The 23,488-nt window shown below is 71.9% G+C and carries 29 protein-coding genes and 1 tRNA gene; 14 read left to right on the top strand and 16 right to left on the bottom strand.

Annotation, left to right across the window (positions count from 1 at the left end):
- Positions 1-55 precede the first annotated feature (55 nt).
- Positions 56-1,543: a flavin-containing monooxygenase gene (locus ACWEFJ_RS03565; protein WP_449712809.1), complete on the bottom strand. Its 1,488-nt coding sequence runs from the start codon at positions 1,541-1,543 to the stop codon at positions 56-58.
- Positions 1,544-1,620: 77 nt separating this feature from the next.
- Here ACWEFJ_RS03565 and ACWEFJ_RS03560 point away from each other — a divergent pair, with 77 nt between their 5' ends.
- A complete protein-coding gene (locus ACWEFJ_RS03560) occupies positions 1,621-2,238 on the top strand; it encodes a TetR/AcrR family transcriptional regulator (protein ID WP_378092669.1) in 618 nt (205 codons plus the stop codon).
- A 9-nt stretch (positions 2,239-2,247) separates the two neighbouring features.
- On the opposite strand, the gene ACWEFJ_RS03555 is transcribed toward ACWEFJ_RS03560, so the two are convergent.
- The gene (locus ACWEFJ_RS03555) at positions 2,248-2,799 is read right to left on the bottom strand and encodes an LPXTG cell wall anchor domain-containing protein (protein WP_378092671.1); all 552 of its coding nucleotides are present in this window, start codon (positions 2,797-2,799) and stop codon (positions 2,248-2,250) included.
- A 148-nt stretch (positions 2,800-2,947) separates the two neighbouring features.
- Between ACWEFJ_RS03555 and ACWEFJ_RS03550 the strand changes: the two genes are divergently transcribed.
- Together ACWEFJ_RS03550 and ACWEFJ_RS03545 are read left to right on the top strand one after the other, a co-directional pair.
- Positions 2,948-3,208: a hypothetical protein gene (locus ACWEFJ_RS03550; protein ID WP_378092673.1), complete on the top strand. Its 261-nt coding sequence runs from the start codon at positions 2,948-2,950 to the stop codon at positions 3,206-3,208.
- A gap of 94 nt (positions 3,209-3,302) precedes the next feature.
- Positions 3,303-3,917, top strand: a complete 615-nt coding sequence (locus tag ACWEFJ_RS03545) for a TetR/AcrR family transcriptional regulator (RefSeq protein ID WP_378092675.1) — start codon at positions 3,303-3,305, stop codon at positions 3,915-3,917.
- Between the two features lie 6 nt (positions 3,918-3,923).
- On the opposite strand, the gene ACWEFJ_RS03540 is transcribed toward ACWEFJ_RS03545, so the two are convergent.
- Positions 3,924-4,145: a DUF3618 domain-containing protein gene (locus ACWEFJ_RS03540; RefSeq protein WP_077008460.1), complete on the bottom strand. Its 222-nt coding sequence runs from the start codon at positions 4,143-4,145 to the stop codon at positions 3,924-3,926.
- 206 nt (positions 4,146-4,351) lie between these two features.
- On the opposite strand from ACWEFJ_RS03540, the gene ACWEFJ_RS03535 reads away from it, so the two are divergent.
- A tRNA-Leu gene (locus tag ACWEFJ_RS03535) sits at positions 4,352-4,425 on the top strand.
- A 42-nt stretch (positions 4,426-4,467) separates the two neighbouring features.
- On the opposite strand, the gene ACWEFJ_RS03530 is transcribed toward ACWEFJ_RS03535, so the two are convergent.
- On the bottom strand, positions 4,468-5,412 hold the full coding sequence (locus ACWEFJ_RS03530; RefSeq protein ID WP_378092677.1) for a CobW family GTP-binding protein: 945 nt from the start codon (positions 5,410-5,412) through the stop codon (positions 4,468-4,470).
- A 251-nt stretch (positions 5,413-5,663) separates the two neighbouring features.
- The gene (locus tag ACWEFJ_RS03525) at positions 5,664-6,215 is read right to left on the bottom strand and encodes a TetR/AcrR family transcriptional regulator (protein WP_378092680.1); all 552 of its coding nucleotides are present in this window, start codon (positions 6,213-6,215) and stop codon (positions 5,664-5,666) included.
- A gap of 23 nt (positions 6,216-6,238) precedes the next feature.
- Here ACWEFJ_RS03525 and ACWEFJ_RS03520 point away from each other — a divergent pair, with 23 nt between their 5' ends.
- Together ACWEFJ_RS03520 and ACWEFJ_RS03515 are read left to right on the top strand one after the other, a co-directional pair.
- Positions 6,239-6,667, top strand: coding sequence for an SRPBCC family protein (locus ACWEFJ_RS03520; protein WP_378092682.1), 429 nt, complete (start codon positions 6,239-6,241; stop codon positions 6,665-6,667).
- A gap of 82 nt (positions 6,668-6,749) precedes the next feature.
- Complete coding sequence (locus ACWEFJ_RS03515; RefSeq protein ID WP_378092684.1) at positions 6,750-7,385, top strand: DedA family protein; 636 nt, start codon at positions 6,750-6,752, stop codon at positions 7,383-7,385.
- On the opposite strand, the gene ACWEFJ_RS03510 is transcribed toward ACWEFJ_RS03515, so the two are convergent.
- The gene (locus ACWEFJ_RS03510; RefSeq protein WP_449712808.1) at positions 7,370-8,008 is read right to left on the bottom strand and encodes a response regulator transcription factor; all 639 of its coding nucleotides are present in this window, start codon (positions 8,006-8,008) and stop codon (positions 7,370-7,372) included. The two genes, ACWEFJ_RS03515 and ACWEFJ_RS03510, sit on opposite strands and share 16 nt — an antisense overlap.
- A complete protein-coding gene (locus ACWEFJ_RS03505; protein WP_378092689.1) occupies positions 7,999-9,072 on the bottom strand; it encodes a sensor histidine kinase in 1,074 nt (357 codons plus the stop codon). Before ACWEFJ_RS03505 ends, ACWEFJ_RS03510 begins: the two co-directional genes overlap by 10 nt.
- Positions 9,073-9,140: 68 nt before the next feature.
- Between ACWEFJ_RS03505 and ACWEFJ_RS03500 the strand changes: the two genes are divergently transcribed.
- Positions 9,141-10,472 (top strand): styrene monooxygenase/indole monooxygenase family protein, encoded by a 1,332-nt coding sequence (locus tag ACWEFJ_RS03500; protein ID WP_378092692.1) that lies wholly within the window; start codon positions 9,141-9,143, stop codon positions 10,470-10,472.
- Here ACWEFJ_RS03500 and ACWEFJ_RS03495 read toward each other — a convergent pair.
- The gene (locus ACWEFJ_RS03495; protein ID WP_449712807.1) at positions 10,438-11,478 is read right to left on the bottom strand and encodes an FAD-dependent oxidoreductase; all 1,041 of its coding nucleotides are present in this window, start codon (positions 11,476-11,478) and stop codon (positions 10,438-10,440) included. The two genes, ACWEFJ_RS03500 and ACWEFJ_RS03495, sit on opposite strands and share 35 nt — an antisense overlap.
- Before the next feature lie 94 nt (positions 11,479-11,572).
- Between ACWEFJ_RS03495 and ACWEFJ_RS03490 the strand changes: the two genes are divergently transcribed.
- From ACWEFJ_RS03490 to bcp, 3 genes are all read left to right on the top strand, one after another.
- Positions 11,573-12,616, top strand: coding sequence for an LLM class flavin-dependent oxidoreductase (locus tag ACWEFJ_RS03490; RefSeq protein ID WP_449712806.1), 1,044 nt, complete (start codon positions 11,573-11,575; stop codon positions 12,614-12,616).
- Positions 12,617-12,900: 284 nt separating this feature from the next.
- On the top strand, positions 12,901-13,434 hold the full coding sequence (locus ACWEFJ_RS03485; RefSeq protein ID WP_378092697.1) for a hypothetical protein: 534 nt from the start codon (positions 12,901-12,903) through the stop codon (positions 13,432-13,434).
- A gap of 18 nt (positions 13,435-13,452) precedes the next feature.
- Positions 13,453-13,926: a thioredoxin-dependent thiol peroxidase gene (gene bcp / locus ACWEFJ_RS03480; RefSeq protein WP_378092699.1), complete on the top strand. Its 474-nt coding sequence runs from the start codon at positions 13,453-13,455 to the stop codon at positions 13,924-13,926.
- 47 nt (positions 13,927-13,973) lie between these two features.
- Here bcp and rdgB read toward each other — a convergent pair whose 3' ends face one another.
- Positions 13,974-14,576 (bottom strand): RdgB/HAM1 family non-canonical purine NTP pyrophosphatase, encoded by a 603-nt coding sequence (gene rdgB / locus ACWEFJ_RS03475; protein WP_378092701.1) that lies wholly within the window; start codon positions 14,574-14,576, stop codon positions 13,974-13,976.
- Positions 14,573-15,337, bottom strand: coding sequence for a ribonuclease PH (gene rph, locus ACWEFJ_RS03470; protein WP_378092703.1), 765 nt, complete (start codon positions 15,335-15,337; stop codon positions 14,573-14,575). The genes rdgB and rph overlap by 4 nt, the downstream gene beginning before the upstream one ends.
- Positions 15,338-15,391: 54 nt before the next feature.
- Here rph and ACWEFJ_RS03465 point away from each other — a divergent pair, with 54 nt between their 5' ends.
- Positions 15,392-15,907 (top strand): DUF2231 domain-containing protein, encoded by a 516-nt coding sequence (locus ACWEFJ_RS03465; RefSeq protein ID WP_449712805.1) that lies wholly within the window; start codon positions 15,392-15,394, stop codon positions 15,905-15,907.
- A gap of 205 nt (positions 15,908-16,112) precedes the next feature.
- Here the strand turns inward: ACWEFJ_RS03465 and ACWEFJ_RS03460 are convergent, their stop codons facing one another.
- Genes ACWEFJ_RS03460 through ACWEFJ_RS03440 form a run of 5 tightly spaced genes read right to left on the bottom strand, consistent with a single transcriptional unit; the run spans position 16,113 to position 19,310 of the window.
- Complete coding sequence (locus tag ACWEFJ_RS03460) at positions 16,113-16,517, bottom strand: OsmC family protein (protein WP_378092707.1); 405 nt, start codon at positions 16,515-16,517, stop codon at positions 16,113-16,115.
- Between the two features lie 10 nt (positions 16,518-16,527).
- Positions 16,528-17,031 (bottom strand): hemerythrin domain-containing protein, encoded by a 504-nt coding sequence (locus tag ACWEFJ_RS03455; protein ID WP_378092709.1) that lies wholly within the window; start codon positions 17,029-17,031, stop codon positions 16,528-16,530.
- Entirely contained in the window at positions 17,021-17,833 is an 813-nt protein-coding gene (locus ACWEFJ_RS03450) for an MBL fold metallo-hydrolase (protein ID WP_378092711.1), read from the bottom strand. Before ACWEFJ_RS03450 ends, ACWEFJ_RS03455 begins: the two co-directional genes overlap by 11 nt.
- 17 nt (positions 17,834-17,850) lie before the next feature.
- On the bottom strand, positions 17,851-18,648 hold the full coding sequence (gene murI / locus ACWEFJ_RS03445; RefSeq protein ID WP_378092713.1) for a glutamate racemase: 798 nt from the start codon (positions 18,646-18,648) through the stop codon (positions 17,851-17,853).
- Positions 18,645-19,310: a rhomboid family intramembrane serine protease gene (locus tag ACWEFJ_RS03440; RefSeq protein ID WP_449712804.1), complete on the bottom strand. Its 666-nt coding sequence runs from the start codon at positions 19,308-19,310 to the stop codon at positions 18,645-18,647. Before ACWEFJ_RS03440 ends, murI begins: the two co-directional genes overlap by 4 nt.
- Positions 19,311-19,398: 88 nt before the next feature.
- Between ACWEFJ_RS03440 and ACWEFJ_RS03435 the strand changes: the two genes are divergently transcribed.
- The gene (locus ACWEFJ_RS03435) at positions 19,399-20,244 is read left to right on the top strand and encodes an SMP-30/gluconolactonase/LRE family protein (RefSeq protein ID WP_378092718.1); all 846 of its coding nucleotides are present in this window, start codon (positions 19,399-19,401) and stop codon (positions 20,242-20,244) included.
- On the opposite strand, the gene ACWEFJ_RS03430 is transcribed toward ACWEFJ_RS03435, so the two are convergent.
- Positions 20,241-21,011: an MBL fold metallo-hydrolase gene (locus tag ACWEFJ_RS03430; RefSeq protein ID WP_449712803.1), complete on the bottom strand. Its 771-nt coding sequence runs from the start codon at positions 21,009-21,011 to the stop codon at positions 20,241-20,243. The two genes, ACWEFJ_RS03435 and ACWEFJ_RS03430, sit on opposite strands and share 4 nt — an antisense overlap.
- 421 nt (positions 21,012-21,432) lie before the next feature.
- Between ACWEFJ_RS03430 and ACWEFJ_RS03425 the strand changes: the two genes are divergently transcribed.
- Both ACWEFJ_RS03425 and ACWEFJ_RS03420 read left to right on the top strand, forming a co-directional pair.
- A complete protein-coding gene (locus ACWEFJ_RS03425) occupies positions 21,433-22,119 on the top strand; it encodes a polysaccharide deacetylase family protein (protein ID WP_449712802.1) in 687 nt (228 codons plus the stop codon).
- The gene (locus ACWEFJ_RS03420) at positions 22,116-23,432 is read left to right on the top strand and encodes an extracellular catalytic domain type 1 short-chain-length polyhydroxyalkanoate depolymerase (RefSeq protein WP_449712801.1); all 1,317 of its coding nucleotides are present in this window, start codon (positions 22,116-22,118) and stop codon (positions 23,430-23,432) included. The genes ACWEFJ_RS03425 and ACWEFJ_RS03420 overlap by 4 nt, the downstream gene beginning before the upstream one ends.
- Positions 23,433-23,488: the final 56 nt, after the last annotated feature.

Raw genomic sequence — 23,488 nt, 5'->3', positions numbered from 1 at the left:
CTACGTCCGGAACAGGCGTGTCCTACGTTCGGGACACCCGAGTTGAGCGTTCGGGTCAGGCCGGGACGCGGGTGCGGCGCGCCCGGGCGAGGGTGTAGTCCTCGGCGCGGACGGACTTGGTGCGCATCCAGTAGCGCCAGGTGAAGCCCGGCCAGACGGTGCGGTTGACGCCCTGCGCGTCGAGGTACCAGCTCTTGCACCCGCCTTCCGTCCACACGCCCTTGGACAGCTTGCGCCGCAACTGCCGGTTGAACCGCGCCTGCACGTCCGGCCGCACGTCCAGCTCGTCCGCGCCGTGGCGGTCGAGCAGCTCCAGGCACTGCCGGACGTACCGGATCTGCGACTCGATCATGAACACCACCGAGTTGTGCCCCAGGCCGGTGTTCGGGCCGAGCAGGAAGAACAGGTTCGGGAAGCCCGAGACGGTGATGCCGTAGTAGGTCTCGATCCCCCGCTCCCGCCACTGCTTGGCCAGGTCGACGCCACCCTTGCCAGCGATGTCCAGGTAGTCGAACGAGTCGACCACGTGGAACCCCGTGCCGTAGATGATCACGTCCACCTCGTGCTCGACGCCCGCGCGGTCGACGACGGAGTTCGCCCGCACCTCGGCGATGCCGTCGGTCACCAGGTCCACGTTCGGCTTGGTCAGCGCCGGGTAGTAGTCGTTGCTGATCAGCACCCGCTTGCACCCCATCGTGTAGTCGGGGGTCAGCTTGGCCCGCAGCTCCGGGTCCGGCACCTGGGCGCGCATGTGCCGCCGCGCGATGTTCTGCGCGAACTCCATGATCTTCGGGTTCACCGCGAACCCGAGCGCGCTCGACTCCCGCGTCCAGTACACGAAGTCGCGGTACAGGCGCTGGGTGAACGGCAGCGCCCGGAACAGCTTCTGCTCCCACGTGGCGATGGACCGGTCCATCTTGGGCATGACCCACGGCGGCGTCCGCTGGAACACCGTCAGCCGCTCCACGTCGTCGGCGATCCGCGGCACGAACTGGATCGCGGACGCGCCCGTGCCCACCACCGCGACCTTCTTGCCGCGCAGGTCGTAGTCGTGGTCCCACTGCGCCGAGTGGAACGCCTTGCCGCGGAAGTCCTCGATGCCGGGCAGGACCGGCACGTTCGGGATGTGCAACGCGCCCACGCCCGCCACCACGGCCTTGGCCGTGTACGTGTCGCCGTTCTCCACGGTGACGTGCCAGACCTTGTCGTCCTCGTCCCACCGCGCGCCGGCGACCTTGCTGTTGAACCGGATGTGCTCGCGCAGCCGGTACTTGTCGGCCACCCGCTTGAGGTAGTCCCAGATCTCCGGCTGCCGGGCGAACATGCGCGACCAGCGCGGGTTCAGCTCGAACGAGAACGAGTACATGTGGGACGGGACGTCGCACGCGCAGCCGGGGTAGGAGTTGTCCCGCCAGGTGCCGCCGAGGTCGTCCGCCTTCTCCAGCACGACGAAGTCGCGCTCGCCGGTGCGCTTCAGCTCGATCGCCATGCCCAGGCCGGAGAAACCCGTGCCGACGACCAGGACCTTGACCTCGCGGTGCATGCCCGTCTCCTCCCGGTCCACCGTACATACCGCCGAGTAGGTTACTCGAAGTAAGTTACCTCCGGTAGTCTCGACTTGTGACCACGACCGAGCCGCGCCGCAGGCGGATGCCCAAGGCCCAGCGCAAGGCGCAGATGCTCGACATCGCCGAGGGCGTCTTCGCCGAGCGGGGGTACCTGGCCGCGTCGATGGACGAGATCGCGGAACGCGTCGGGGTCTCCAAGCCGATGCTCTACGAGTACTTCGGCTCCAAGGAGGGCCTGCTCATCGGCTGCATCCACCGGGCACGTACGGAGCTGCTCGACCGCACGCAGCAGGCGATCACGGGCGCGGACGGCCCGGAGGAGGTGCTGCGGCGCGGGCTCCTGGCGTTCTTCGAGTTCATCGCCGAGCACAAGCAGTCGTGGGCGCTCCTGCGGCAGGAGGCGGCGATCACCGTGCCGTCGGCCGTGGAGGAGGTCGAGGGGATCCGGCGGCAGCAGACGGACCTGATCGCGGCGGTGATCGGGAGCTTCGAGTCCGACGTGGACGAGGTCGAGGCCGAGGCGTTCGCGGAGATCGTGGTGGGCTCGACCGAACGGCTGGCGTTGTGGTGCGAGCGCAGGCCCGAGGTGGGACCCGCGCTCGCGACGGCCTACGTGATGGACGTCGTGTGGCGGGGCGTGGCCAGCCGGCTCACCACCACCACGACCTGAGCGGTCCCGTCACGCACGACGGCGTCGGCCGACCAGCAGCAGCACCGCCCCCGCGAGCAGCACGGCCAACCCGCCGACGCCCGTCCACAGGGGCGCGGCCCCCGTCTCGGCCAACGCGCGGTCGGCGGACGCGGACACCAGGGGCGGCGCGTCGGCGGGCGCGGTGACCGTCAACGCCGCGGTGCCGGTCGTGACGCCCACGCCGGTGGTCGACGTGACCGCGGACGACGTCCGCGAGGTCGCCGACGTGCCGGCCACGTTCGTCGTGGTGGACGTCGTCGAGGTCGCGGACGTGCCCGCGACGTCGGTCGTCGTCGTGGTCGCCCCGGTGGACGTGGTCTGACCGACGGACGTGGTCGTGGTGATGGCGGTGGTCTTGGTCGTGGTGTTGGACGTCGTGCCGTGGCACGGGACGTCACCCCGGTCCGGGCACACGTCGCCCCGGACGTGGTCCACGCCGGGCACGTCCGGCGCGCGCCACGGCGGGTCGGCCGCCGCGACGCCCGGCACCACCACCAACCCGAGCAGCATGCACAGCGCGACGCTCATCCGACGACTCATGTAGGGGCCTCCTGGTCGAAAGTATTGCTCCGAACGGCCTATCGCCCGCCTACAGCATGGCGTTACCGAACGTGTACGGTGCGTGCATGATTGCGAGGTTGCGCCATTCGGGTGACGCGCCGGCGGTCGCCCGACGGAAGGCCGAGGCATGACCACACTTCCCATAACCGCGAACTACCGACGCGACGGTGACGACTGGGCGGTCACCGTGCGCGCGGGCGGCAAGGAACTGGACGCGACCGCACCGGGCCTCATCGCCGCGCGGCTCGCGGCCGACCAACTCGTGGACGAGATCGCGCCCGGTCGGCGCGACCGCGCCGTCGTGCACCTGCTGGACGGCGACGCGCTCGCCTTCTCGGTCGCCTACCTGCACACCCGTGCGGGCCTCGCACCACCACCGACGGGGTGAAACCGAAGCAGCACCACGCATCGGCCGTTGATGGAAGCCGGATTCCCGGCGACACCGGCCTAGGATGTCCGGCCAAAGGCGACAGGAGCGCGAGATGGCCACACCGGTGTACAGCGGGGCGACCAGGACCCCGCAGCGGGGCAGACCGAGAGACGCCAGCCGGGACGACGCGTTGCGGCAGGCGGCGTTGGAGGTGATGGCCGAAGTCGGCTACCGCGCGCTGACGATGGACGCCGTCGCGGCGCGCGCCCGTGCGGGCAAGGCGACCATCTACCGGCGGTGGGAGTCGAAGCTCGACCTGGTGATCGACACGTGCACGCAGCTGGCGCAGCAGAACCTGGCCGAGCCGGACACCGGTTCGCTCGCCGGCGACCTGAGGGAGTTCCTGAGCGCGTTCGCCGCGTTCCTGTCCGGCCCGATCGGCAAGGCGGCGCAGGCGCTCGTCGGCGAGCTGCCGCACGAGCCCGAGCTGGCCGCCGCCTTCCGCGAGACGTTCCTGACCGCCCAGCGCGACGTGCTGCGCCGCATCCTGGAGCGCGCCGACGAGCGCGGCGAGCTGCGTGACGACGCGCCGCGCGGGATGGCCGTCGAACTCGCGGGCGCGGCCCTGATCTACCGGTTGATGCTCACCGGTGACCCGATCGACCTGCCGTTCGTCGACCGCGTGGTGGAGCAGGTCCTGCTGCCCCTCGTCGCCAAGGGGCAGTAGGCGACCTCAGCGGAACAGCTTGCGCAGCAAGGCGAACCCGACGAGCACGGCCACCGCGATGAGCGAGTACCGGATCTTGGGTTCGTCGAGCTTCGCGCGCACGCTTTCCTTGCCCGACTCGACGAAGCGCTGGGGATTCGCCCTCGTCCCCAGCTCGTCGAGCGTCGCGGCCAGCGCGTCGCGAGCCTGCTCGATCTCACGCTGGATGGTGTCGGGATCGCGAGCCACATCTCCTCCTTGCTGCACCTTGGCCACAACCGTAGATGAGCGGCCGCGGCCGCGTTGACGAGACCGGCCGTGACCGCTTTTATAACACTGTTCCGGTCCGGTTGGGCGAGTCCCGGGGCCACCGTCCGGCCCCGTCGCCCGTCACGGCGGGCGTGGGCGTCCCTCGGATCGGGGACGGCGAGCCCTGCCGATAAGCTGGCGGTGACGGGCTCGTAGCCCAATTGGCAGAGGCACACGGTTTAGGTCCGTGCCAGTGAGAGTTCGAGTCTCTCCGGGCCCACGTCACCGGTGGCCCTCGGCGTCCTCGCCGAGGGCGCTCCGGTCAGGCCGTGTAGCGCAGGACTTCGAGCATCGACTGTGGGTCCACTGCGGACGACTGCTCGCAGGCGGCGAGGTCGGCGCGGATCGCCGCGACGTCCAGGCCCGTGCCGATGAGCACCAGCTCGGTGCGGCGCGGGCCGGGCCACGCGGAGCGTTCGAACCGGAGGAACGCGCCCACCGTGTGCAGGCCGAACCGCTGCCGGTGGCCGGGCACGTCGAACCGCACGAAGCCCTTGATCCGGTACAGGCCCTTGGGGCGTGCGTCGAGGAACGCCATGAGCCGCACCGGGTCCATCGCCCCGCCGGTGAACTCCACGCTGTCGTAGCGCACGTGGTCGTGCTCTTCGTCCAGCAGGTCCTCGAAGGACAGTTGGCCGTGCCGCTCGCGTGGCCGCGGGTCGAAGAGGAGGGCCGGGTCGACGCGGCCGAACGACGACCGGACGACCGGCACGCCGGGCTTGAGGCGGTCGATCTCGGCGGCCGGCGCCTCGGGGTCGCCGACGCGGTCCACCTTGTTCAGCACCACGAGGTCCGCCACGCGCAGGTGCCGGGCCAGGTCGTCCGGGAACTCGGCCGCGTCGACCAGCAGCACCAGGCCGCCGTAGGTCAGGCGCGGGTTCTCGCTCGCGAGCACCATCCGTGCCATGGCCTGCGGCTCGGCCAGGCCGCTCGCCTCGATCACGATGACGTCGACCTGGGAGTCCAGTTTGGCCAGCATCGCGTCGAGTTCGCTCACGTCGACCGCGCAGCACAGGCAGCCGTTGCTCAGCGAGACGGTCGAGTCGACCTGCCCGGCCACGCTCATCGCGTCGATGCCGATCGCGCCGAAGTCGTTGACGACCACACCGATCCGGGTGCCGCGGCTGCCGCCGAGCAGGTGGTTGAGCAACGTCGTCTTGCCGGACCCGAGGAACCCCGCCACCACGATCACCGGAACCCGCTTCACACCACCGCACCCTACTTCCCGCGTGTCCTACCTCCAGAACGCGCGTGTCCAACGTTGAGAACGCGAGAGTCCAACGTTCAGGCACCCCGAGTTGAACGCTCAGGACGAGCGGCGGTGTCCTGAACGTTGAACTCGGGTGTTCCGAACGTAGGACTCACGCGACGCGAACGTAGGACACACGCGACGTGAAGGTAGGACACGCGCGTTCTGGAGGTAGGACACGCGCGGGTTGGGGGGTGGGCGCGGGAGGGTCAGGTGGTCATCAGGGTGATGAAGTGGTCCATGGCGGCGGTCACGGCGGCTTCGTCGCCGGTCGCCACCAGGTCCAGCAGCAGGCCCCTGGTCACGGCCAGGCCCAGGCGGGCGCGGGCGGCGGCGACTTCGGGCGCGTGGCCGCGGGCGCGTTCCAGGGCGGCCACCGGCTCCAGCCAGTCGGTGACGATGCCGTCCAGCAGGTGCGTGGTGCCGGGACGGCCCTGGACGGCCTGGCCGTACAGCTCGAAGAACAGCCGCTCGTGCGCGCGCAGGGACGGGTCCACGAGCGTCCGCCAGAACGCCCGCGCGGCCTCGGCCGGGTCGTCGGCCGGCAGGGACGCGAGCACGGCGCGCTGCCGCGCCTCCACCGCCCGCACCACCTCCACCAGCAGCCCCTCCATCGAGCCGAAGTGGTAGATCAGCATCCGGTGGCTTGTGCCCACCGCCTCGGCCAGCCGGCGCAGGCTCGCGTCACCCAGCCCGTGCGCGGCCAGGTGCTCCACCACGGCCGCGAGCAGGCGCTCCCGGGCCTCCCCTTGTCCCGTCATGTACCGAATGGTACATGTACCACATGGTACAGAGAGTGGACGTCAAGGTGCGCAGCTCCGCGCCCCCGGATCGCGTTTACCGCCTGCTCGCGGACAGCTCGACGTGGCCGGACTGGTCGCCGGTCGTGCGGTACGAACGGGAGCGCGCGGGTGACGCGTATGGCGTCGGCGAGATCCGGGTATTCGAGAACAAAGGCCGCAAGGCCCTCACGAGGGAGGAGGTCGTCGAACTGACGCCGAACCGGCGGGTGGGCTACGTCCTGCTGTCGGGCCTCGCCATTCGCGACTACCAGGCGTTCGTCGACCTCGCGCCGGACGGCGCCGGGACGGCGATCCACTGGCACTCGTCGTTCCGGCCGAAGGCCCCGGGCACGGGGTGGCTCTACCGCCTGGTGCTCCAGGCCGTGATCACGCGGTACGCCCGCGGCCTGGCCGCGCACGCCGCGCGCTGACCCGCCGCACTGGGGTTTTCCCCACCCCGTTGTGAGGTCGGCTTCATGGTGGCGCCACCGGCGCGTTCGTAACTTGGAGATCATGGATGTCGTCTCGTGGGTAACGGACCTGATGGAAACGCTCGGCGCACCGGGCGCCGGGATCGCGATCGCGCTGGAGAACCTGTTCCCTCCCCTGCCCAGCGAGCTGTTCCTGCCGATGGCGGGCTTCACCGCCAGCCAGGGCAAGATGAGCCTGGTCGCCGCGATCCTGTGGACCACCACGGGTTCGGTCGCCGGCGCGCTCGCCCTGTACTACCTGGGCGCGCTGCTCGGCCGTGACCGGATCCGGGCCATCGCGCAGCGGATGCCGCTGGTCAAGGTGTCCGATGTGGACAAGACCGAGGAGTGGTTCGCCCGGCACGGCCGGGCCACCGTCTTCTTCGGCCGGATGGTGCCGATCTTCCGCAGCCTGATCTCCATCCCGGCGGGCGTCGAGCGCATGCCGCTGCCCGGGTTCCTGCTGCTCACGGCGGCGGGCAGCCTGATCTGGAACTCCGCGCTGATCATCGCCGGGTACGTGCTGGGCGCGAACTACCACCTGGTCGAGCAGTACATGGGCATCGTGACGAAGGTCGTGCTCGGGCTGGTGGCGCTGGTCGTGGTGTGGTTCGTGGTGTCCCGCGTGTCGCAGCGGAAGAAGTCCGACGACCGGGAGCCCGATCAGGCCCGCAGGTAGCGCAGGATCGCCAGCACCCGCCTGCTGTAGCCGTCCACGTCGGACAGCCCGAGCTTGTCGAAGATCGAGTTGATGTGCTTCTCCACCGCGCTGCGCGAGACGTGCAGGCGGGACGCGATCGCGGTGTTCGTGTGGCCCTCGGCCATGTGCGCCAGCACCTGGCGCTCCCGTTCGGTGAGCACGTCCAGCGGGTGGGCGCTGCGCGCCAGCAGCCGCCGCACCACCTCCGGGTCGAACGCCACGTCGCCCGCGCCGACCCGGCGCAGCGCGTCCAGGAACTCCTCCACCTGGACCACGCGGTCCTTGAGCAGGTAGCCCACGCCGTCGGCGTGCTCGGTGAGCAGGTCGACGGCGTAGCGCTGCTCGACGTACTGCGACAGCACCAGCACGCCGACGCCGGGGAACCTCCGGCGGATCTCCAGCGCCGCCTTGAGGCCCTCGTCGGAGTGCGTCGGCGGCATCCGCACGTCGGTCACCACGACGTCCGGCCGGTGCGCCGCCACCGAGCTGACCAGCGCTTCCGCGTCACCTACGGCGGCCACCACCTCGTGGCCCTCCTCGACCAGCAGCCGCACCAGGCCCTCGCGCAGCAGCGTCGAGTCCTCGGCCAGGATCACCCGCACGGGACCTCCGCGGTGATCACCGTCGGACCGCCGGCGGGGCTGGTCACGTCGAACGTCCCGTCCAGCGCGAGCACCCGCCGGGACAGGCCGGCCAGCCCGCCGCCCGCCGGGTCCGCGCCCCCGACGCCGTCGTCCTCGACCCGCACGCGCACCGCGCCCGCCTCCTCGGTGATGTCCACGCCGATCATGCTCGCACCCGAGTGCTTGGCCGCGTTGGTCACCGCCTCGCACACCACGAAGTACACCGCGGTCTCCACCGCCGGCGCGGCGTCCAGGGGCGCGCAGCGGATCCGCACCGGGATGGCGGAGCGGTCGGCCACCGCCTCCAACGCCTCGGCCAGGCCCAGCGAGTCCAGCGCCGCCGGGTACACCCGCCACGCCACCTCGCGCAGGTCCTCCAGCACGTGCCGGGACTCCTCGTGCGCCTGGGCGAGCAGGTCGTGGGCGTGGTCGGGGTGGCGGCGGGCCCGGCCGAGCAGCATGCCGAGCGCGACCAACCGCTGCTGCACGCCGTCGTGCAGGTCCCGCTCGATGCGCCGCCGTTCGGCGTCCACCGCCGCCACGATGCCCGCCCGGCTCGCGGCCAGCTCGTCGATGCGCAGGCGCAGCAGCTCCGCCTCGCTCGGGCCGAGCCAGCGCCGGGCCACCCTGCCCTCCAGCGCGACCACGCCGATGATGCCCTGGACCTCGATGTAGAGCAGGACCAGGCCGAGCAGCCCGGTCAGCAGGAAGTCGGTCCAGTTGTCGGACCGGTCCAGCCCGCTGGTCGGGCCGCCCGCGATCAGCCGGTACACCACGATCACGCCCATGGCGAGCCCGTAGAACAGCCAGGCCAGCACGAACCCGCCGAACAGGCCGACCGGCGCGCGCACGGCGAGGTAGCGCACGGCCTGCCCGCGGGTCGGCTCGGCGCTGTCGATGCCGAGGAACGCCCGCAGCCGGCGGCGTTCCAGCCCGGCGACGGCGACCGCCGCCTTCCGGGTGAACACCACCGCGAAGAGATCAACCAGCGCCGATCCGAAGCCGAGCAACAGTCCGGCAACGACGCGCAACCCCCTGTGCACCTGATCGAGGCTAGACGACCCGATCGTGCTATTGGCGATCGCAGACCCTGCTGCCCAGGATCGGAAGCGTGGCGACAATAGCGGTCATCGGCGCAGGTCAGGCGGGTCTGGTGTTGTCGGCGGCGCTCCTGCGCGCCGGATGGCGGGTCACCCTCTACTCCGACCGGTCGGCGGACGACCACTTGGATGACGGCGGCCGGCCGACCGCGTGCCTGTTCGGCGACCAGGTCGAATACGAGGCCGAGCTGGGCCTCGACTTCTGGCCCGAGGCGCCCCGGATGCGCCGCATCCACCTCGACCTGTTCACGGACGACCGGGCGGTCGCGTTCTCCGTGGACGCGCCGCTGCGCAAGCCCGCGCTCGCGGTGGACCAGCGGTTGAAGTTCTCCGCCGGGCTGCGCGAGGTGCAGCGGCGCGGCGCGTCGGTGGTGCTCGGCGCGGTCGGCGTGGACGACCTGGACCGGCTGGCCGCGACGCACGACCTGGTGGTCGTGACGGCCGGGCACAGGTCCCTGGCCGGCCTGTTCGAGCGGGACCCGGCGCGGTCGGTGCACTCCGAGCCGCAGCGCAGCCTGTTCATGCTGAACATCCACGGCTACGACCTGGCCGCGCGGCCCGAGCACGCGGAAGGGGTGTTCTCGTACCTGCCGGGCACGCTGGAGGTGTTCTGGGTCCCGTTCTTCGACAAGGACGTCGGCGAGTCGCGCAGCGTCGTGGTGGAGGCCGCGCGGGGTGGTCGCGCCGACCTGTTCGGCGACGTGACCTCGGCCGACGAGGGCCTGGAGGTGCTCAAGGCCGTGGTGGACGACGTGTTCCCGCACGAGTCGGCGTTCCTGCGGCCCGCCCGCGCCACCAGTCCCGTGACCTGGGTCAAGGGCGAGATCGTGCCCGTGGTGCGCAAGCCGGTGGCCGTGCTGCCGTCCGGGCGGCACGTGCTGGGCCTGGGCGACGCGGTCGTGCTCAACGACCCGCTGGCCGGGCAGGGCGCGAACAACGCCACCCGGATGGCCCGGTTCTTCGCCGACGAGCTGGCCGCGCACGAGGGCCCGTTCACCGCGGCGTGGCTGACCGAGCGGTTCGACGAGTGGTGGGAGCGCGGCTGCTACACCAGCGAGTTCTCCAACGGGCTGCTCGCGCCGCTGACCGACGAGCAGAAGACGGTCATGCTGGCCGCGTCACGCCGGGAGGACATCGGCGAGCAGCTCTGGGAGGGGTTCAACGACCCGTCGTCGCTGTTCCCGTGGTTCTTCGACGCGGAGGCCACCCGGGACTTCCTGGCCCGGCGCAACGTGGGCCGGTTCGACGTGCTGCGGTACAAGCTGGGCGTCGGCGCGAACCTGCTCCTCCAGAAGGCGTCGCGGCTGGTCAGGCGGCCCGTCGGCGGGACAGCGACGCCTTGATCTCCCGGGCCGCCGCCCGACCGGCCCGGGTGGCGCCGACCGTGCTGGCCGAGGGGCCGTAGCCGACCAGGTGCACGCGCGGGTCGGCGACGACCCGGGTGCCGTCGAGCCGGATGCCGCCGCCCGGTCCGCGCAGGCGCAGCGGGGCGAGGTGGTCGAGCGCGGCGCGGAAGCCCGTCGCCCACAGCACGGCGTCGGCGGGCTCGTGCGTGCCGTCGGCCCAGGTCACGCCGTCCTCGGTGAGCCGCTCGAACATCGGGCGGCGGGCGAGCGCGCCCGTCGCGAGCCCTTCGCGCACGGCCGGGGTGAGGCTCAGCCCGGTCACGCTGACCACGCTGCGCGGCGGCAGGCCCCGGCGGACGCGGTCGTCCACCTTGGCCACCGCGGCACGGCCCAGTTCCGGCGTGAACGGCCGGTCGGAGAACTCGGGCTCGCGGCGGGTCACCCAGGTGGTCGCGGCGGCGTGCGGGGCGATCTCCAGCAACTGCTGCACGGCGGACGTGCCGCCGCCCACGACGACCACGCGCAGACCGGCGAACTCCTCCGGGCCCCGGTACTGCGACGAGTGCAGTTGCCGGCCGGCGAACAGCTCCTGGCCCGGGTAGCGCGGCCAGAACGGGCGCGTCCACGTGCCGGTGGCGTTGACCAGGGCGTTCGCCTCCCAGGCGCCGTGGTCGGTCTCGACCCGCAGCAGGTCGCCGAGGTCGCGGACGGCGTGCACGCGCACGGGCCGGCGCACCTCGATGCCGTTGCGGCGCTCGAAGTCGGCGAAGTAGGCGGGCAGCACCTCGTTGGCGGGCGCGGCCGGGTCCGGCTCGGCGAACGGCATGCCCGGCAGGTCGTGGATGCCGTGCACGGTCGCCATGCGCAGCGTCGGCCAGCGGTGCCGCCACGCGCCGCCCGGTCCGGCGTCGGCGTCCAGCACGACGTGGTCCAGGCCCGCGCGGCCGAGGAAGTAGGCGGCGGACAACCCCGCCTGACCCGCACCGATCACCACGACGTCCACACCTCGACCAACGCCGGCGGGCCGCGGGTCACTTCCCGGTGTCGTTACGGTCACACCCGGAAGGCGCACGGGCCGTTCGGCGTTGGTCGGAGTCATGAGTCGACTCCACGACGTGCCGCTGTCCGCCCTCGACCTCGCCACGGTCACCACGGCGACCGACACGCGCACCGCGCTGCAGCACACGCGCGAGCTGGCCCAGCACGTCGAACGGCTCGGCTTCACCCGGTTCTGGCTGGCCGAGCACCACAACATGCCCGGTGTCGCCAGCTCCTCCCCCGCGATCCTCATCGGCCACGTCGCCGACGCCACCACCACGCTGCGCGTCGGCTCCGGCGGCGTGATGCTGCCCAACCACCCGCCGCTGGTCGTGGCCGAGCAGTTCGGCACGCTGTCCGCCCTGCACCCCGGCCGGATCGACCTCGGCATCGGCCGCGCGCCCGGCACGGACCCGCGCACCGCGCAGGCGTTGCGCCGGACCACCGGCCCGCTGTCGGTCGACGACTTCCCGCAGCAGCTCAGCGAGCTGAACGGCTACTTCGACGGCACCGAGCAGCTCACCGCGATGCCCGCGCCGGGCAACAAGCCGGACGTGTTCCTGCTCGGGTCGAGCGGGTACAGCGCGCAGGTCGCGGGTCTGCTCGGGCTGCCGTTCGCGTTCGCCCACCACTTCAGCGCGGAGAACACGCTGCCCGCGCTGGCGCTGTACCGCGACCGGTTCCGCCCCTCCGAGCGGCTGGCCGAGCCGTACGCGGTGGTCTGCGCGTCGGTGATCGTGGCGGACACCGACGAGGAGGCCCTGCGGCTCGCCGGTCCGGGCGCGCTGGCGTGGGTGCAGCTGCGCAACGGGCGGCCCGCCCCGGTGCCCACCACCCAGGAGGCCGCCGACTACCACTACAACGACCTCGAACGGCTGATCTTCGAGGACCGGATCGCGTCCCAGGTCATCGGCTCGCCGAAGACCGTCGAAGCGCAGCTGGAGCGCCTGCTGGAGGACACGCTGGCCGATGAGCTGATGGTGACGACGATGGTCGCCGAGCAGGCGGACCGGCTGAGGTCTTACGAACTCCTGGCGGACATCGCCGGGCGTTCGACCGGTCGGGATTCATCCGAACGGGTGAAGACTGAAGTAGAGGTGTAGCGGTTCCGCCACGGCCCGCGATGATCGTAGTGGAGCGCGCACGCCCCCCGACGCGCTCCCCAAACTCCGGACGAGCGATCGTCCGGCTCGGCCGCCGCCGACCCGCGTGGGCGCCGCCAGGTGTGGCGCCGCCCACGCGGGCAGCCGTGCGTCATCACGGCTTGGCCACAGGCAGGCACCAGGTGCGAATCAAGGCCCTGGATCGGTCACCCGGCACCCCTCCGCACCGTCATGGTGGTGGCAGTCGCACTCAAGCCCACCGCCGGGGCGGGAAGGGGAGGTTCGTGAAGTTCGCCAGACTGGCCGTCGGCGTGTGCCTCGGCCTGGCAATGGCGGGATGTGCGGACCACCCGGACATGTCCACCACGCCTCCCGGGCCCTCCGCGGTGGCCGATCAGCGCAACGACGCCCCGTCGTCCTCGGGGTTCACCCCCTTCGGCACGCAGCGGGTGTGGGCCAACGGCATGGCGGTCACCGTGTCGGCCCCGTCCTCGCTCAAGCCGAGCGACACGTCGTTCCCGCAGTCGCCCCGCGCCGCCGTGTTCACGCTGACCGTGGTCAACGGCACGAAGGCCGCCTACCGCACCAGCCAGCTGTCCGTGCACGCGCTGGTCGACGGCGCGCCGGTGGCCGAGGTGCGCGACTCCGTGCAGGGCCTCAACGGCGCCGGGGCCGCGGTCGAGGAGGTCGCGCCCGGCGCGGAGACCGTGCTCACGATGGCGTTCGCGGTGCCCGCGGACCCGGTGCGGCTCCAGCTCGTGGTCGAGCCGAACGGCGCGAACCAGGAGCCCAGCGCGACGTTCGAGGGCGTCGCCTGACCTTGTAGCGTCTGCGCCATGACCGAGCAGAAGCGCCTGGAACCGGGCGATCAGGCCCCGGCGTTCACGCTGCCCGACAGCGAGGGGAAGCCCGTCTCGCTCTCCGACTACCTCGGCCGCTCCGTGGTCGTCTACTTCTACCCGGCCGCGGGCACGCCGGGCTGCACCAAGCAGGCGTGCGACTTCCGCGACAGCCTCGGCGACCTCGCGTCGTCGGGCTACGACGTGGTCGGCATCTCGCCGGACAAGCCGGAGAAGCTCGCGAAGTTCGCCGCCGCCGAGGGCCTGAACTTCCCGCTGCTGTCGGACGTGGACCGCAAGGTGCTGGCCGAGTGGGGCGCGTACGGGGAGAAGCAGAACTACGGCCGGACGGTGCTGGGCGTGATCCGCTCGACGTTCCTGGTCGACCCCGAGGGCCGGATCAGGAAGGCCATGTACAACGTCCGCGCGACCGGCCACGTGGCCAAGCTGCTGCGCGAGCTGCCCGCCTGATCACGGTCCGGTGCCCTCCCGCGGCGGGAGGGCACCGCCCGGGTCGGTCAGCCGGCCAGTCGGCGCAGGTGCGGCAGGAGCAGGCGCAGGGCCCGGCCGCGGTGGGAGAGGGCGTCCTTCTCGTCCGGGGACAGCTCGGCCGAGGTGACCTCGTGGCCCTCCGGTCGGAAGATCGGGTCGTAGCCGAAGCCGTTCTCGCCGGCCGGCTCGCGGGTGATCGTGCCGCGCCACTCGCCGCGCACCACGACGTCGTCCGCCGTGCCCGACACGAACGCGGCCGTGCAGACGAAGGCCGCGCCGCGCCGCTCGTCCGGGACGTCGCGGAGCTGGCCCAGCACCAGGTCCAGGTTGGCCTGGTCGTCCCCGTGCCGGCCGGACCACCGCGCCGACAGCACGCCCGGCATGCCGTTGAGCGCGTCGATGGCGATGCCGGAGTCGTCCGCGACCGAGGGCAGGCCGGTGGCGTTGAACGCGTCACGGGCCTTGGCCAGGGCGTTGCCCTCGAACGTCGGGTCGGTCTCCGGGGCCTCCGGGAACGGCGGCACGTCGTCCAGGCCCAGGACCTCGATGCCCTCCAGCCCTTCGGCCAGCAGGATGCGGCGCAGTTCGCCGAGCTTCTTCTTGTTGCGCGAGGCCAGCAGGAGCTTCACTTCTTCCTCGCCTTCGGCTCGGGCAGGACGCCGGGGTAGGGCAGGGCCAGCGCCTCGGCCTGGATGCGGTTGAGCTGGGCGCAGCCCTCCAGGGCCAGGTCGAGCATCTTGTCCAGCGTCGACCGGGCGAAGGTCGCGCCCTCGCCGGTGCCCTGCACCTCGATGAGCGTGCCGGCGTCCGTGGCGACGACGTTCATGTCGACCTCGGCGCGCGAGTCCTCCTCGTAGGGGAGGTCGAGGCGCACGCGGCCGTCCACGACGCCGACCGACACCGCCGACACGGCGCACGACAGCGGCTGGGGGTCGGCCAGGCGGTTCGCCGCGCCCAGCCAGGTGACGGCGTCGGCCAGGGCGACGTACGCGCCGGTGATGGCGGCGGTGCGGGTGCCGCCGTCGGCCTGGATGACGTCGCAGTCGATCACGATCGTGTTCTCGCCGAGGGCGGCGAGGTCGATGCACGCGCGCAGGGATCGCCCGATCAGGCGGCTGATCTCGTGCGTGCGACCGCCGATCCGGCCTTTCACCGACTCGCGGTCACTGCGGGTGTGGGTGGCGGAGGGGAGCATCGCGTATTCGGCGGTCACCCAGCCGAGACCGGAGCCGGACCGCCACCGCGGCACGCCCTCGGTCACGCTGGCCGCGCACAGCACCCGCGTGTTGCCGAACTCGATCAGCACCGACCCGGCGGGCCACTGCTGGAAGCCGCGGGTGATCCGGATGTCGCGCAGTACGTCGTCGTTCCTGCCATCGGTCCTCAGCACGGCACTACCCTATGTCGCTGAACCCGGGGGCAACCCACCGGCGTAGGGAGAGGCATGGCACTCGCGAACGACCTGGTGACGATCTTCGGTCTCCCCGCGCACCCGTTGCTGGTCCACGCGGTGGTGGTGCTCCTGCCGCTGGCGTCGGTCGGCGCGGCGGCGCTCGCCGTGGTGCCGCGGTGGCGGCAGCGGTACGCGTGGCCGCTGCTGGGCGTGACGCTGCTGGGCGTCGGCTCGGTGCCGTTGGCGCAGTGGGCGGGTGACCAGCTGTACGCCCGGATGGCGTCGCTGGACAACCCGTTGATCGCGCGGCACGCCGACCTGGGCAACGACCTGCTGCCGTTCGCGCTCGGGTTCGGGGTGGTGGTCGTGGCGCTGCTGGTCGCCGGCCGCCTCGCCGACCGCGAACGCGCCGCCGCCGCGGACGACCCCGCCGTGCCGCGGACGTGGCGCCGGATCGCCGTCGTCGTGGCGGTCCTGGTGATCGCCGCCGGCGCCGCCGCCACCGTCCAGACCGTCCGCATCGGCCACAGCGGCTCCACCGCCGTCTGGACCGGCATCGCCACCTGACCCCCGCGTGTCCTACCTCCAGAACGCGTGTGTCCTACGTTCGGAACGCGAGAGTCCTACGTTCAGGCACCCCGAGTTGAGCGTTCAGAACAAGATCCACTGTTCTGAGCGTTGAATTCGGGTGTTCTGAGCGTTGGACTCTCGCGTTCTGGACGTAGGACACACGCGACCTGGACGTAGGACACACGCGACCTGGAGGTTGGACTCACGAGGGGGTGGGGAGGTGGAGAGGGGTGGTGGGGAAGGACTTCAGGGTGCGGGTCACGGTGCACAGCTGGTCGATCGCGCGGCGGACGGCGGCTTCCAGGGCCGCGCGGTCCTCGGCGCTCAGCTGCGAGACGTCGTAGTCCACGGTGACCGGCACGCTCGTCAGCTCGTGCCCCGTCACCGAACGGACGTCGTCCGCACGCGCCACCAGGTCGCCGTCCACTCGGCGGGTGATCAGCGTCTCCGCCGTCACGACCGCGCACCCCGCCGCCGCCGCGAGCAGCAGCTCCACCGGCGAGAACGACCCCTCGGCCCCCTTGCGGCCGACGCGCACCGACGCGCCCCGGTCGTTCGTGGCCACGAACTCGTGCTGACCGACCCGACGCACCTCGACGTTCGACACCCGATCGACGTTAGTCGATCCGATCCTCCGTGGCCGCTGCGATCTTGCGCACGTAGTCGAGGTCGCCGCAGTTGTCGTCCAACCGGCTCTGCCGGATCTCGGCGAACAGCCGACCCAGCTCCTCCCGCCGCTCGTCGGGCACCTCCGACCGCGCGTCGTTGAGGATCGTGCGCTCCTCCTCGTCCACGTGGTGGTTGAGCGCCTGGACCAACTCCTCCAGCTTGTCCTCCCACTCCTCGGACGCGGTGTCGCCCACCTCCATCAACGCCAGCAGCGCCTGGTGGCCCTCGGCGTGCTCCTCGGCCCCGTGGTCGACCTCGTCGTTGTCGACCTCCTTGTACCGCTTGAGCGCCGGGTACACCTCGGACTCCTCGGCCTCGGCGTGCGCCACGAGCAGCGCCGCCAGCTCGCTCAACAACGTCGCCCGGTCCGACTCGCGGTCGCGCAACGCGCGGAACAGCTCCTCGAACTTGCGGTGGTCCGCCAGGATCAGCTCGACGACATCAGTTGCCATGGCCGCCGATTACCCGGACGTCCGACTCGTCAACCACGTACGCGTCGCCCTGGGCGACCGCGTCCACCGGACCGCGGAACTGCCCCCGGGCCTCGGCCAGCACGGCGTCCCGGTCGGTCCACGGCGCGATGTGCGTGAGCAGCAACCGCCCGACCCCGGCCTCGGCCGCCACCCGCCCCGCCTGCACGCCCGACAGGTGCCTGCCCGCCGGCCGGTCCTCGGAGTGCGTCCACGTCGCCTCGGACAGCAGCACGTCCGCGTCCCGCGCTAAGTCGAGTAACGCGTCGCACGGCCCCGTGTCGCCCGTGTAGGCCAACGTCGCGGTCCTCGTGGCGATCCGGAACCCGTACGCCTCGCCGGGGTGGTCCACCCGCACCGCGGTGATCTCGAACGGCCCGATCCGGGTCACCGCGTGGTCGACGAACGCGTGGAACTCGAACACGTCGGTCAGGTCGGTGGTCAGCAGTTCGTCGGCCGTCTCCGCGTACGCGCGGGCGAACCGGTCCGCCGTCTCGGCCGGTCCGTGCACGGGCAGCCGCCGTGCGCGCGTGTCGTGGGGCGGGTGGGTGTGGTAGCGGCGGATGACGGCGAGCGTGGTGAAGTCCGCGCAGTGGTCCGGGTGCAGGTGCGAGAACAGCAGTGCGTCCAACGAGAACACGTCGTGACGCGCCTGCAGCGACGCCAGCACGCCGCTGCCCAGTTCGACCGCGAGGCGGCAGCCGTCCGCCTCGACGAGGTAGCCGGAGGCGGGTCCGTGCGGTCCCGGCAGGCTGCCCGAGCAGCCGAGGATGGTCAACAGCACCCGTGGAGCGTGCCAGGTCAGCCGTGGGCTTGGAAGGACGCCCTTTCCAACCCGGGCAGAAACCTGCGGGCGAGCCGGGCGAACGGTTCCACCGGACCGGTGCAGCTGAACCGCTGGTCGGGGTCGCCGTCGCGGAAGAGATCACGTTCCGTGAGCACGCGCATGACGTCCTTCACGGTCTCCTCGGCGCTGGAGACCAGCGTCACCCCGTCGCCCATGACGATCTGGAGCACGCCGGTGAGCAGCGGGTAGTGCGTGCAGCCGAGGACGAGCGTGTCCACCTCGGCGCGTTGCAGCGGCTCCAGGTACGCCTGCGCGAGGCCGAGCACCTGGCGGCCGGACGTGGTGCCGCGCTCCACGAAGTCCACGAACCTCGGGCACGCGACCGCCGTGACGTGGACGTCGCGCGCGGCGGCGAACGCGTCCTGGTACGCGCCGGACCCGATGGTGCCCACCGTGCCGATCACCCCCACCCGTCCGGTGCGGGTGGTGGCGACCGCGCGGCGCACGGCCGGGAGCACCACCTCGACCACCGGGATGTCGTAGCGCTCGCGCGCGTCCCGCAGGCACGCCGCGGACGCCGTGTTGCACGCGATGACCAGCAGCTTCGCCCCGTCGGCGACGAGCCGGTCCATCACCTCGAGCGCGTACTCGCGCGCCCGCGCGATGGGCAGCGGGCCGTACGGGCAGTGCGCGGTGTCGCCGACGTACCTGATCCGCTCGCCGGGCAGCTGGTCCATGATCGCCCGCGCGACGGTCAGCCCGCCGACGCCGGAGTCGAAGATCGCGATGGGCGAATCGGCGGTGACGGTCACGCGCCGAGCGTAGCCGGGGCGTTCCGGCGGGCGTCCCGGGCGACGCCCCACGCGGCCAGCACGCCGCCCAGCGCGCCGAACAGGTGACCTTCCCAGGAGATTCCCGGCTGGCCCGGCAGCACGCCCCACAGCGCCGCGCCGTAGATCGCGAAGACCACCACGGCCAGCGCGATCTGGAGCACGCTGCGGGCGAAGACGCCGCGCACGAGCAGGAACACCAGGAACCCGAAGACGAGCCCGGACGCGCCGATGTGGCTGCCGGGCGAGCCGAAGACCCAGACTCCGAGGCCGCTGGTGAGCCAGATGACCGCGGTGATCTGGAGGAACTGCTTGATGCCGCCGGAGGTGGCCAGGTAGCCGAGCACGAGCAGCGGCACCGCGTTGCCGGTCAGGTGGGTCCAGTCGCCGTGCAGCAGCGGGAACCACAGGATGTTGTCCCACTCGCCGAAGTCGCGCGGGATCACGCCGTCGTCGTCCAGCCGCCCGCCGAGGGCGGTGTCGACCGCCTCGACGACGTAGAGCAGGCCGACGAAGCCGAGCACGACGACGGCCGACAGCACGGGCCGGGGCGGCACGACGCGCTTCGACAGCGGCTTGGCCGGTTTGGGCGCGGCGACCACCGACCGGGGCGTCGGCGGCGTGAAGGGGCCGGTGGGGTCCACGCCACCAGGCTACGCGCGCACGACGGGCGCGGGCGGCGACTTCGCCGTCCTCGGGTCGGCGTTGCGGGCGTGACCGTAGGCTGTGCCGGTGTCGATCGAAGTGGCCGTGCGGGCCGAGGCGCAGCTGGGCGAAGGCCCCACGTGGGACCACGCCAGCGGGACGCTGCTCTGGGTGGACATCCTCGGCAGCGAGGTGCACCGGTACAACCCCTCGCGCGACGACGACGCCGTCCTGGAGGTGCCGCAGCACGTGGGCGCGGCCAAGCCCCGGTCCGGCGGCGGCATCGTGGTCAACCTGCGCGACGGCGTGGCGCTGATCGACCGGGACGGGACCAAGACCTGGCTCGTCTACTGGGCGCGGGACGGCGTGCGCGGCAACGACGCCGCGGTCGACCCGGCCGGGCGGCTGTGGGCGGGCACGATGCGCTACGACGAGGAGCCCGGCGGCTGGCTCGCGCGCGTGGAGCCCAACGGCGACGCGAAGGTCGTGCTGGACAAGGTGAGCGTGAGCAACGGCGTCGGCTGGAGCCCCGACGCGAAGCTCATGTACTACATCGACTCGGCGGACCGGCGCGTCGACGTCCTGGACTACGACCGCGAGACCGGCGCGGCGACGAACCGGCGTCCGCTGGTGGAGGTGACGCGCGGGCTGCCCGACGGCCTGACCGTGGACAGCTCCGGCGCGGTCTGGGTCGCGCTGTGGGGCGGTGCGGCGTTGCACCGGTACACGCCGGACGGCGTGCTGGACCGCGAGGTCGAGCTGCCGGTGGGCCAGCCGACGTCGTGCTGCTTCGGCGGCCCGGACTTCACCGACCTGTACGTGACGACCGCGCGCGTCGGGCTCAGCGGTGACGCGGTGAGCGAGCTGGCCGGGTCGGTGCTGGTGCTGCCGGGCGTGGGCGAAGGGCTGCCGGCCACCGCGTTCGCGGGTTAGAGGGCGTAGACCGCGCCGGGCACGGCCAGCGTGACGGGGCCCGAGAACGACTCGGTCGCGTCCCGGAGCACGCCGTCGTGGTCCGACCACGGCAGGACGTGGGTCAGCACCAGCCGGCCGACGCCCGCGGACGCGGCCACCTCGCCCGCCTCCCGCCCGCTCATGTGCAGGTAGTTGGCGCGGCCCGCCTGCTCCCGCCACGCGGCGTCGGCCAGCAGCAGGTCCGCCCCGTCGGCCAGGCGGACCAGCTCCGGGCACGGCACCGTGTCGCCGGAGAACACCAGGGACACGCCGTCGTGGGTGAGGCGGAACCCGTACGCCTCGCAGATGTGGCGCATGGCGGCGACCTCCACCTCCACCGGCCCGACCGCGTACCGGCCGGGCGCGAGCGGCACGAAGTCGTAGGTGTCGGTCAGGTCGGTCGTGGCCAGCTCGGCCCGGTCGGCGGCGTGCGCGGCGGCGAGGCGGGACGGCGCGTGCGCCGGCGCGAACACCGGCAGCCGGCGTTCGGTGACGTCGTAGGGCGGCTCGGGGTGCTCGCGCCGGTGGACGGTGAGCGAGCTGAAGTCGGCGCAGTGGTCGAGGTGCAGGTGCGACAGCAGCACGGCGTCGAGGTCGAACGGGTCGCAGTGCCGCGTGAGCGGGCCGAACACGCCGCTGCCCAGCTCCACCAGGATCCGGGCGCCGCCCGCCTCCACCAGGTACCCGGAGGTCGGCAGATCAGGCCCCGGCGCGCTGCCCGAACACCCCAGAACCGTCAATTGCATGGCCCGAACGATAGCAGCACCCGAGCCGGCAAAAATGCGGAACACCGCGCTCGCCGGCCCTTTAATTCGGCCGCCGCACAGGTTCACTCGAACGCGTCAACCGAGGTGACAAGCCTGTCCCGTTCCTGCGGACCTCCGAAGCGAATTCGGTAACGCGACAATTCCCGCGCGCGACCGAAAACAGTTCCCCGAGCCCGGCGGACAATTGCTTGGGACAACCGACCCGACGATTTCGGCGACACCCCGCCGCAGCGGATCGAAAGTTTTCGGACAAAGCGGACGCCGCCAAACGGGCGCATCGCGCGTTGCCGCAGCTCATCCGGCCATTTGAGACTCGCAACTTTTGCGAAACTCATTGTCCGCGACCGGCCGGCGACACATAGTGACGACAACTCTCGCCGTGATCCTCAAGGAGGAGGAAATGGTCTTGAGATCCCTGCTGGCGGTGGCGCTGCTGCTGTGCGCGCCGCTGCTGTCCGCCCACGCGGCGAACGCCGCCGCGCCCGCCGCGAAAGCCGGCCCGGTCGCGCTCGCCTGCACCGGGTACGTCGCGTTGACCTACGACGACGGCCCCAACGCGCAGTTCACCCGCCCGTTGCTGAGCGCGTTGCGCTCGGCGGGCGCGCGGGCCACGTTCTTCGACCTCGGCTCGCGCGTCCAGCAGCAGCCGGGGCTCACCCGCGAGGTCGTGCAGGCGGGCATGTGGGTCGGCAACCACTCGTGGTCGCACCCCTACCTGACGAACCTGGGCGCGGCGGCCGTGGCCAAGGAGCTGGCCGACACCCAGAACGCGATCCGCAACGCCACCGGGCAGACGCCCACGCTGTTCCGCCCGCCCTACGGCGCCACGAACGCCACGGTGCAGAACGAGGCCCGCAAGCTCGGCCTGACCCAGGTCATCTGGTCGGTCGACACGCAGGACTGGAACGGCGCGTCGACCGACGCCATCGTGCGCGCGGCGACCGGCGCGAACGCCGGCGGCATCGTGCTCATGCACGCGAGCTACCAGAACACGGTCAACGCGGTGCCGCGGATCGTGCAGGGCCTGGCGGCCAAGAACCTGTGCCCCGGCCGCATCGACAGCAGCGGACGGGTGGTGGCGCCGTGAAGGCCCTCGGCGCGATCGTGACCTCCCTGGCCGCGGCGGCGGCCTTCGCGCTGGCCTTCGTGGTCGCGCCGCCGGCGTCGGCCGCGACGCTCACCGAGGTCACCAACTTCGGCACGAACCCCACCAACCTGCGCATGCACCTGTACGTGCCGGACCGCGTCCAGCCCCGGCCCGGTGTGCTGCTGGCCGTGCACTACTGCACCGGCTCGGGCCCGGCGTTCTACTCCGGCACGGAGTACGCCCGGCTCGCCGACCAGTATGGCTTCATCGTGATCTACCCGTCGGCGACCCGCAGCGGCCAGTGCTTCGACGTGTCGAGCCCGCAGGCGCTGCGCCGCGACGGCGGCAGCGACCCGGTCGGCCTGATGTCCATGGTCCGGTACGTGCTCCAGCGCTACAACGGCGACACCGGCCGGGTGTTCGTCACCGGCGTCTCGTCCGGCGCGATGACCACGAACGTCATGCTGGCCAACTACCCGGACGTGTTCGCCGCGGGCGCGCCGTTCGCGGGCGTGCCCGCCGGCTGCTTCGCCACCACCGACGGGTCGAGCTGGAACAGCGCGTGCGCCAACGGCCAGGTGCTGCGGACGCCGCAGGAGTGGGGCAACATCGCGCGCGGCATGTACCCGGGCTACAGCGGTCCCCGGCCGCGCGTGCAGATCTGGCACGGCACCGCGGACGACACGCTGCGGTACCCGAACTTCGGCGAGACGATCGACCAGTGGACCAACGTGCACGGCCTGTCCACCACGCCGACGTCCACCGACAGCCCGCAGTCCGGCTGGACCCGCACCCGGTACGGCACCCAGGTCGAGGCGTACTCGCTCCAGGGCACCGGTCACAACGTGCTGGCCCCGGGCATGGCGTTGCGCGTCATCCAGTTCTTCGGGCTCGACCGCAACCCCGACACGACGACCAGCACCACAACGACCACCACCACGACAACGACAACTACGACCACCACCACGACGACCACGACCAGCAACCCGCCGGTCGGCGCGTGCCGGATCAACTACACGGTCAACAGCTGGAACACCGGCCTGACCGCGAGCGTCACCATCACCAACACCGGGACCAGCCCGATCAACGGCTGGCAGCTCTCGTTCACCCTGCCCGGGGGGCAGACCATCACCAGCGGGTGGAACGCGAGCTACTCGCCCACCAGCGGCGCGGTCACGGCGCGCAACGTGTCCTACAACGGCACCCTCAACCCCGGCGGGTCGGCCGGGATCGGGTTCCAGGCCACGCACAGCGGCGACACCGGCAAGCCGTCGTCGTTCACGCTGAACGGCCTCGCCTGCACGATCGGCTGAGCGCAGCAAGAAGGGGCCTCGCGCGCGCGAGGCCCCATCTCCCCCCACAGGCCCAC

The sequence above is a fragment of the Actinosynnema sp. NPDC004786 genome (genome assembly GCF_053601135.1).
Note: the sequence above shows the minus strand (reverse complement) of the source record. Positions and strands in the feature narration are given on the sequence as shown.

Coding starts and splice junctions, on each gene's coding strand:
- ACWEFJ_RS03565 (WP_449712809.1), bottom strand. CDS start 1,543: ATGCACCGCGAGGTCAAGGTCCTGGTCGTCGGCACGGGTTTCTCCGGC.
- ACWEFJ_RS03555 (WP_378092671.1), bottom strand. CDS start 2,799: ATGAGTCGTCGGATGAGCGTCGCGCTGTGCATGCTGCTCGGGTTGGTG.
- ACWEFJ_RS03550 (WP_378092673.1), top strand. CDS start 2,948: ATGACCACACTTCCCATAACCGCGAACTACCGACGCGACGGTGACGAC.
- ACWEFJ_RS03545 (WP_378092675.1), top strand. CDS start 3,303: ATGGCCACACCGGTGTACAGCGGGGCGACCAGGACCCCGCAGCGGGGC.
- ACWEFJ_RS03525 (WP_378092680.1), bottom strand. CDS start 6,215: ATGACGGGACAAGGGGAGGCCCGGGAGCGCCTGCTCGCGGCCGTGGTG.
- ACWEFJ_RS03520 (WP_378092682.1), top strand. CDS start 6,239: ATGGTACAGAGAGTGGACGTCAAGGTGCGCAGCTCCGCGCCCCCGGAT.
- ACWEFJ_RS03515 (WP_378092684.1), top strand. CDS start 6,750: ATGGATGTCGTCTCGTGGGTAACGGACCTGATGGAAACGCTCGGCGCA.
- ACWEFJ_RS03490 (WP_449712806.1), top strand. CDS start 11,573: ATGAGTCGACTCCACGACGTGCCGCTGTCCGCCCTCGACCTCGCCACG.
- bcp (WP_378092699.1), top strand. CDS start 13,453: ATGACCGAGCAGAAGCGCCTGGAACCGGGCGATCAGGCCCCGGCGTTC.
- ACWEFJ_RS03465 (WP_449712805.1), top strand. CDS start 15,392: ATGGCACTCGCGAACGACCTGGTGACGATCTTCGGTCTCCCCGCGCAC.
- ACWEFJ_RS03455 (WP_378092709.1), bottom strand. CDS start 17,031: ATGGCAACTGATGTCGTCGAGCTGATCCTGGCGGACCACCGCAAGTTC.
- ACWEFJ_RS03430 (WP_449712803.1), bottom strand. CDS start 21,011: ATGCAATTGACGGTTCTGGGGTGTTCGGGCAGCGCGCCGGGGCCTGAT.
- ACWEFJ_RS03425 (WP_449712802.1), top strand. CDS start 21,433: ATGGTCTTGAGATCCCTGCTGGCGGTGGCGCTGCTGCTGTGCGCGCCG.